Source organism: Streptomyces sp. NPDC057271 (genome assembly GCF_042668715.1).
In the GTDB taxonomy this organism is placed as follows: Bacteria; Actinomycetota; Actinomycetes; order Streptomycetales; family Streptomycetaceae; genus Streptomyces.
This window is the reverse complement of record NZ_JBHUYJ010000009.1, coordinates 33130-40172: the sequence shown is the minus strand read 5'-3', so window position 1 is coordinate 40172 and position 7043 is coordinate 33130. Positions and strand designations below refer to the sequence as shown.

The following is a 7043-nucleotide window of genomic DNA, read 5'->3' as shown; positions in this document are numbered from 1 at the left end:
TTGGTCTTGTGGGTGGGGAGATGGGTAGAAGAGACAGGATCAGGAGCGTGCGGCCCGCGCGGGCCGCGTGGGCCTCCGCGGCGGCCAGCAGACGGCCTCCCAGGCCCTGGCCCCGGGCCTCGCGGTGGACGATCAGCCGGGCGATCTCGCCGCGGTGGCGGCCGTTCGGCTTCTCGGTCCGTACGAGCGTCACCGCGCCGAGGACCTCGCCCGCGGGGCCGCGGGCCGCCCAGACGTCCCGTGCGCCCCGCTCTGCCTCCTCGGCGACCGTCTGCCACCAGGAGGCGGCCTCGGCCGGGTCCAGGGGCGCCAGGAAGCCGAGGGAGGCCCCGCCGTCGACGGCGTCGACGAGGAGGGCCGCGAGGCCTTCGGAGGCCAGGACGCGGATCGTGGACGGGTCGAGCAGCTCGATCGAGGGGGTGGGCGCGGCGGGGGCGCCGGTGACGGGTGGCGGGGTGAGAGGTGCGCTCATGGGCCGAGCTTCACACGCCGGTGTTTCCCCGAGGTGACACGGCGGCCCGAGCCGCCCTGCCCGCGCGCGGTGAGGCGCACACCGAACGCCCCGCCGCGCGGGATGCGCGGCGGGGCGTTCCGTACTCCCGGCTCAGCCCGCCTTCGGGGTGAAGCCCTTCGCCGCGTCGGAGACGAGGGGCTCGCGGACCGTGCGCATGCCGCCCGGGACCGACTTGTCCGGCTGGAGGATGACGGACTCGCGCGAGGACGGGGCGTTCGGGTCACTGAGGTCGTGCGCGCCGAATCCGGCGTCGTACGCCTTCAGGCTCAGCAGCGCCTTGTCGATGCCCTCGCGGCTGAGGTCCTTGGCGTCGCACGCCTTCCTCAGGGCCTCGCCGAAGACGCTCGCCGCCGTCCAGCCCGCGACGATGCCGTTGTCGAGGCTGTCGCTCGGGTACGCGGCCTTGTAGTCGGCGACGAGCTTCTTGGCCGCCGGGGTGTCCGCGCCGATCGGCAGGCTCGGGGAGGCGAACCAGTACATCTTCTCCAGCGCGGGGCCCGCCTGGGTGCCGAGGAGCTGCGGCGCGAAGGCCGAGTTGTTGCCGATGACCGGCACCAGCAGCTTCGTCGCCGCCGCGACGCCGACGAGGGAGGCGGCCTGGCGCGGGCCCGCGCTGATGACGATGCCCTTGACCCCTGCCTGCTTGAGCGCCGCGACCTGCGCCGACATGTCGTTGTCGGTGGGCTTGATCTTCTGCTCGACGACCGTCAGACCCGCCTTCTCGGCCGCGTACTTCGAGCCCGCCAGCGCGTTCTCGCCGTAGTCGCCCTCGAAGTAGACATGGCCGAGCTTGTCGCCCGGCTTCAGGCCCTTCTGCTTCACCAGGAAGTCGACGGCGTTGATCGTCTCGACGTCGTACGTGGAGCCGAGGACGCGGATGTACGGGGAGCCAAGGAGAGAGGCCGACCAGGCCTGCGGCAGCACCAGCCCCTTGTCCTGGCCGTCGACACGCTGCTTGACGGCGGCGACGAACGGGGAGCCGATGAACTGCATGTAGCCGGCGACCTTCGGCTCCAGCTCGGTGTAGGCGGAGAGTGCCTTCTGCGGGTCGTAGCCGTGGTCGCGGACCGTCAGCTCCAGCTTCCGGCCGCAGATCCCCCCGGCCGCGTTGACCTGCTTCACGTAGAGCTGCTGCGCCTGCGTCACGCTCTTGCCGAGCGTGGCGTACACACCCGTCATGTCCGTGAGCGCGCCGACCGCGATGGTCTTGTCGGTGACACCCTTGCCGGCCTTCACCCCGCCCGCGCCGGTGCCCTTCTCGTCGCCGCTCTTGGCCTTGGAGCTGCAGCCGGCGGCGGTCAGTGCGACGAGGGTGGCGAGCGCGACGGCCATGGTTCTGGTCGCCTGTCGTCGGTGGATCATCGTTCCTCCCCAGAGGAGTGCGAGGGTTGGGCGGTTCGCTCGGTTGTGCGGGCGGGTTTGCGGAAGCCCGGCCGGACCAGGCCGCCGGGCAGGAAGAGCACCACCGCGACGACGGCGGCGCCGTAGAGATAGCGGGCGGCCTCCCCCGGTGCGATCCCGCCCGTCCCGGGGGCGGAGACCAGGGGCAGCGCGTCGCTGTACCGGTTGAGGAGCTGCGGCAGGAGGGAGACGAAGACGCCTCCGACCACCGCGCCGGCGACCGAGCCGAGACCGCCGATGACGATCATGGCCAGGTATTCGAGGGAGAGCAGCATGCCGAAGTACTCCGGCACTGTCCGCTGGAAGACCAGCGCGAGCAGGACGCCTGCCAGGCCCGCGTACATGGACGACAGGACGAAGACGGCGGCGCGGTAGCGGGCCACGGGGATGCCCATGACCCCGGCGGCGATCCGGTGGTCGCGGATGGCGTTCATGGCGCGGCCGGGGCGGCCTCGGAGGACTCCGCGGGCGAACAGCGCGCCCGCGAGAAGGAGGACGAGGCCGAGGTACCAGAGCTTCTCCGCGGAGCCGAACGGCACCTGGGCGACGAGGAGTTCGGTGTCGTCGAAGGTGAGGCCGAAGAGGCTGAGCGGGGGGACCGCCCGGCCGTTGAAGCCGCCGGTGAGGTCGTGCGCGTTGAAGAGGACGTGCTGGCCGATGAAGATCAGCGCGAGGGTGGCGATACCGAGGTACGCGCCCGTGAGCCGGCCCGCGATCGGACTGAACACCCCGCCGGCCAGGCCCGCGAGGACGACCGCGAGGACGGCCGCGAGCCAGCCCGGCAGGCCGAGTCCGGCGAGCCCGTCCGTCCCGTCGCCGGCGAAGGCGCAGTAGCCGTATGCGCCGACGGCGAGGAAGAAGGCGTGGCCCATGGAGAGCTGGCCGGTGGCGCCGGTCAGCAGGTTGATGCCGATGGCGCCGATCGCGGCGGCCATGGCGAAGAGCCCGGCCTGGAGCCAGAAGCGGTCCAGGTAGAAGGGGAAGGCCGCGAGAACGAGACCGGCGACGGCCCATCCGTACACACGGGGGCGAGCGAGCGTGGCGACGCCACGGCGGGGAAGCGCGTCAGACACGGGCCAGCTCCTTCGTACCGAAGAGTCCGGCCGGGCGGATCAGCAGCACCGCGACCATCACCAGATACGGGGCGAGGTCGCCGATGCCCCGGCCGAGGAAGGTCAGATCGCCCTGGTAGCCGGTGGCGAGGGACTCGGTGATGCCGACCAGGAGGCCGCCGACGAGGGCGCCGGTGGTGGAGTCGAGGCCTCCGAGGATGGCGGCGGGGAAGGCCTTCATCGCGGCGAACGAGGTACTGCGCTCCAGGCCGGGTGTCGGGAAGACGGTGAGGAAGAGCGCGGCGACGGCGGCGAGTCCGCCGGCCACCGCCCAGGCGCCGAGCGATACCCGGCCGAGGCGGATGCCCATCAGGGCCGCGGTCTCCTGGTTCTCGGCGGCGGCGCGCATGGCGACGCCCCAGGAGGTGTGACGGAAGGCGAGCAGGAACGCGGTGATGAGCAGCGCCGCGGCGAGGAAGGCCGCGATCCGGGTCTGCGCCAGGGTGACCGGTCCGAAGGTGACGACGGCGTCGCCCCAGGGGTCGCCGAGCGCGAGGATGTCCGTGCCGATGCGGCGGGTCAGCTCGGTGGCGAGCAGGATGTCGACGCCGATGGTCACGATGGCGAGGACGCTGTGGTCGGAGCCGCGGTATCGGCGCATGACGAGGAACTCGACGGCCGCGCCGACCAGGGCCGCGCCGCCGATGCCGACGAGCAGCGCCGGCCAGAAGCCGATGTCGTCATGGAGGACGGCCGTGAAGTAGCCGCCGGCGAGCAGCAGGGAGGCGTGGGCGAAGTTGACGACCTCGGTGGCGCGGAAGATCACCACGAAGCCGAGGGCGATGAGGGCGTAGATCGAGCCCAACGAGACGCCGTTGAGCAGGAGTTCGGCGAAGGTGGTCACTCGGCGGTCTCCTCTCCGAGATAGGCGCGGACGACCGCCGGGTCGTTCTGTACGTCGCCGGGGGCGCCGTCGGCGATCCGACGGCCGAAGTCGAGGACGGTGACGGCGTCGGCGAGCCGCATCACCACCCCCATGTCGTGTTCGACGAGGACGATGGAGATCCCGAGGCTGTCGCGGACGCCGGCGATGACGGCGGCGGTACGGCGCCGCTCGTCGGCGGTCATGCCGGCGACGGGCTCGTCGAGAAGGAGCAGCCGGGGTTCCATGCAGAGGGCGCGGGCCAGTTCGGCCAGCTTCTGCTGCCCGTACGGAAGCGAGCCGGCGGGCTGGGCGAGCTGCTTCTCCAGTCCGACGAAGGCGGCGATCTCGCGGACGCGGGCACGGTGCCGGGCGTCCTCCCGGGCTGCGGCGGGCAGCCGGAGCCCGGCGGCGAGGAAGCCGGTCCGGGTCAGCCGGTGGCGGCCGAGCATCAGGCTGTCCTCGACGGTGGCGCGGGGCGGCAGCGCGAGGTTCTGGAAGATGCGGGCGACCCCGAGGCCGGCGATCTTGTGCGGGGGCAGGGCGGTGAGTTCGTGTGCGCCGAAGCGGACGCTGCCGGACGTCGCCCTGTAGACACCGGAGAGGACGTTGAAGCAGGTGGACTTGCCGGCACCGTTGGGGCCGATGACGGCGTGGACCGTGCCGGGGCGGACGGTGAAGGAGACGGCGTCGAGGGCGGTGAGTCCGGCGAAGCGGACGGTGACGTCGCGGACGTCGAGGGCGGGGACGGGCTCGGCGGAGGTCCGGGATGCCTCGGCGCCGGCCGGGGCGGTCGCCTCTCCGGGAGGCGGGAGCTGGTTCATCGGTTCTCTCCACGGGACTGCGTCGGGCGGGAGCCGCCCGGCCGGGCGGCGGTCGTCGTCATCGGCCGCCCTCCCAGCGGGAGAGGACGGGGTGGACGGTGGTGGCGGTCTCCGCGTCGGCCGCGGCGTCCTCGTCGACGACGCCCAGATAGCGGCGGCGCACCTCGTCGGAGGCGGCGAGTTCGGCCGCCGGACCCGAGAGGGTGACCTCGCCGACCTCCAGGACGTACGCCCGTGAGGCGAGCCGCAGCGCGAGCGCCGCGTTCTGCTCGACGAGGAGGACGGAGGTGCCCTGGGCGTTGATCTCGCGGATCGTGTCGGCGATCCGGGCGGCCATGAGCGGGGCGAGGCCGAGGGAGGGCTCGTCCAGGAGCAGCAGCTTCGGCGAGGCCATCAGCGCGCGGCCGACGGCGAGCATCTGCTGTTCGCCTCCGGACAGGAGTCCGGCGTGCTGGTGGGCGCGGTCGGCGAGGACGGGGAAGAGTTCGTGGACGCGTTTCAGGGCCGCCGTCCTCGCTGCGCGCTCGCCCCGTGCGCCGAGCGCTCCCGCCCGCAGGTTGTCCTCGACCGTCATCCGGGCGAAGACCTGCCGCCCCTCCGGTACCTGGGAGACACCGGCGGCGACGACCCGGTCGGGCGGGAGACCGCCGATGGGGCGGCCGCCGTAGCTCACGGTGCCGGAGGTGACGGCCCCGCCGTGGAACGACAGTGTGCGCGAGACGGCCCGCAGCAGCGTGGACTTGCCCGCTCCGTTGCCGCCGAGGACGGTGACGACGTCGCCCTCCGGCACGGTGAGCGACACCTGCCTCAGAGCGCGTACCGGTCCGTACCCCGCCGACAGGTCCGCGACCTCGAGGGCGAGTGCGGTCCCTCCCATGGTTCCCCTTCCGTGGCCCGTTCAGTGGCGCTCACCCCAGCACCGCGACGGCCGCGCGTCCACGTGCGGCGGCCGAAACGCTGCCGGTGACCAGCGGGCGCCGGGGTGGGTTGTGCACGCGCACAACACCGCGTGTCAGGGGCCTGTCGGGACGGGGCCGGGGGTGGCATCCTCCGGGCATGGGACGGCGCAGACCGCGGACCGGTGACGACTGGAAGCTGCTTGCCGAGGCGTGCACGGCACTTCTGGAGCGGCTGCCGGAGCTGGTGGACGAGCATCTGAGGGACCTGCACGAGTACGAGCCGGTCTACGGCCGGATCGTGCCGTACGACCAGCACTGGCAGGAGGCCCATCAGGCGATGCGGATCGGGATCGAGATGATCTCGGCGCCCCGGGACTCGCCGCGGCGGGATCTGGAGCACGCGGACGAGATGGGCCGGCGGCGGGCCGAGCAGGGGATGCCGCTGGAACTGGTGGTGCACGCCTACCGGCACGCCGGGCATCTGGTGTGGGACGCGCTGATCGAGGATGCCTCGGCGTTCCCGCCGCGGCTCGCGGCGCTGACGCAGTCGGCGACGATCGTCTGGTCGGCGGTGGACGCGCAGGCGGACACGGCGTCGGAGGCGTACCGGGCGACGGAGCTGGAGCTGCGCCGGCGTACGGACGAGCAGCTCCAGGCGCTGCTCGACGCGCTGCTTCAGGGGCAGCGCTCGCCGGAGGTCACCGCGCAGGCCGCGGCGGGGCTCGATCTGCCGGAGCACGGGCGGTACGCGGTGGTGGTGCTGCGGCACGACCGCCGGGAGGTGCCCGAGCCGTTCCACCGGCGGGTGCAGGGGGCCGGGGTGCGGTTCCTGTGGCGGATGGGCGCGGACTGCGAGATCGGGGTGGTGTCGCTTGCGGAGGGCATGGGTCTGGACGCGCTGTCGGAGCTGCTTCAGGGGCGCTGCCCGGGGCCGGGCGGGATCAGCCCGGTGGTGACGGGTCTCGCGGAGCTCGGCCGGGCGCGGCGGCTCGCGGAGCTGGCGCTGCGGACGAGTCCGCCGGAGTCCCGGCAGATCGTCCGCCTGGACCGCCGGATGGCGGGGGCGCTGGTGGTCGGGCAGCCGGAACTGGCGGGCCTGCTGGTGACGGACGTCCTGGGCGGCCTGCTGGAACTCGATCCGGCGGACCGGGCGGTCCTGCTGGAGACGCTGGACGTCTGGCTCGACTGCGAGGGCTCGGCGGGGCGGGCGGCCTCGCGCCTGTACTGCCACCGCAACACGGTCTTCAACCGGCTGCGACGCCTGGAACAACTCACGTCGAGGTCACTGTCCCGCCCACGGGACCTGACGGAGATGACACTGGCCCTGGACGCGTTCCGCCTGACGGCGGCGGGCTGAGGGGGCCGGGGGGCGGGGGGGGCGCCCCCCCCCCCCGGGGGGGAGCCCCCCCCCCCCCCCAACACCCCCGAGGA

7 protein-coding genes are annotated in these 7043 nt (G+C 73.2%); 1 reads left to right on the top strand and 6 read right to left on the bottom strand.

Annotation, left to right across the window (positions count from 1 at the left end; translation table 11 throughout):
* The 6 genes from ACFUJR_RS06775 to ACFUJR_RS06750 all read right to left on the bottom strand — a co-directional run.
* Nucleotides 1–472 (bottom strand): GNAT family N-acetyltransferase (locus tag ACFUJR_RS06775; RefSeq protein ID WP_383450254.1); only part of this gene is annotated, 472 nt, incomplete at its 3' end.
* A 132-nt stretch (nt 473–604) separates the two neighbouring features.
* The gene (locus tag ACFUJR_RS06770; protein WP_383180567.1) at nt 605–1876 is read right to left on the bottom strand and encodes an ABC transporter substrate-binding protein; all 1272 of its coding nucleotides are present in this window, start codon (nt 1874–1876) and stop codon (nt 605–607) included.
* A complete protein-coding gene (locus ACFUJR_RS06765; protein ID WP_383180570.1) occupies nt 1873–2988 on the bottom strand; it encodes a branched-chain amino acid ABC transporter permease in 1116 nt (371 codons plus the stop codon). Before ACFUJR_RS06765 ends, ACFUJR_RS06770 begins: the two co-directional genes overlap by 4 nt.
* Nucleotides 2981–3871: a branched-chain amino acid ABC transporter permease gene (locus tag ACFUJR_RS06760; protein WP_383180572.1), complete on the bottom strand. Its 891-nt coding sequence runs from the start codon at nt 3869–3871 to the stop codon at nt 2981–2983. The genes ACFUJR_RS06765 and ACFUJR_RS06760 overlap by 8 nt, the downstream gene beginning before the upstream one ends.
* A complete protein-coding gene (locus ACFUJR_RS06755) occupies nt 3868–4713 on the bottom strand; it encodes an ABC transporter ATP-binding protein (protein ID WP_383180575.1) in 846 nt (281 codons plus the stop codon). Before ACFUJR_RS06755 ends, ACFUJR_RS06760 begins: the two co-directional genes overlap by 4 nt.
* Nucleotides 4714–4771: 58 nt before the next feature.
* Nucleotides 4772–5590 carry an ABC transporter ATP-binding protein gene (locus ACFUJR_RS06750; RefSeq protein ID WP_383180578.1) on the bottom strand — a complete coding sequence of 273 codons (819 nt, stop codon included), beginning with the start codon at nt 5588–5590 and terminating at the stop codon, nt 4772–4774.
* Nucleotides 5591–5769: 179 nt separating this feature from the next.
* Between ACFUJR_RS06750 and ACFUJR_RS06745 the strand changes: the two genes are divergently transcribed.
* Nucleotides 5770–6969: a PucR family transcriptional regulator gene (locus ACFUJR_RS06745; protein ID WP_383180582.1), complete on the top strand. Its 1200-nt coding sequence runs from the start codon at nt 5770–5772 to the stop codon at nt 6967–6969.
* Nucleotides 6970–7043: the final 74 nt, after the last annotated feature.

Coding starts and splice junctions, on each gene's coding strand:
- ACFUJR_RS06750 (WP_383180578.1), bottom strand. CDS start 5,590: ATGGGAGGGACCGCACTCGCCCTCGAGGTCGCGGACCTGTCGGCGGGG.
- ACFUJR_RS06755 (WP_383180575.1), bottom strand. CDS start 4,713: ATGAACCAGCTCCCGCCTCCCGGAGAGGCGACCGCCCCGGCCGGCGCC.
- ACFUJR_RS06745 (WP_383180582.1), top strand. CDS start 5,770: ATGGGACGGCGCAGACCGCGGACCGGTGACGACTGGAAGCTGCTTGCC.
- ACFUJR_RS06770 (WP_383180567.1), bottom strand. CDS start 1,876: ATGATCCACCGACGACAGGCGACCAGAACCATGGCCGTCGCGCTCGCC.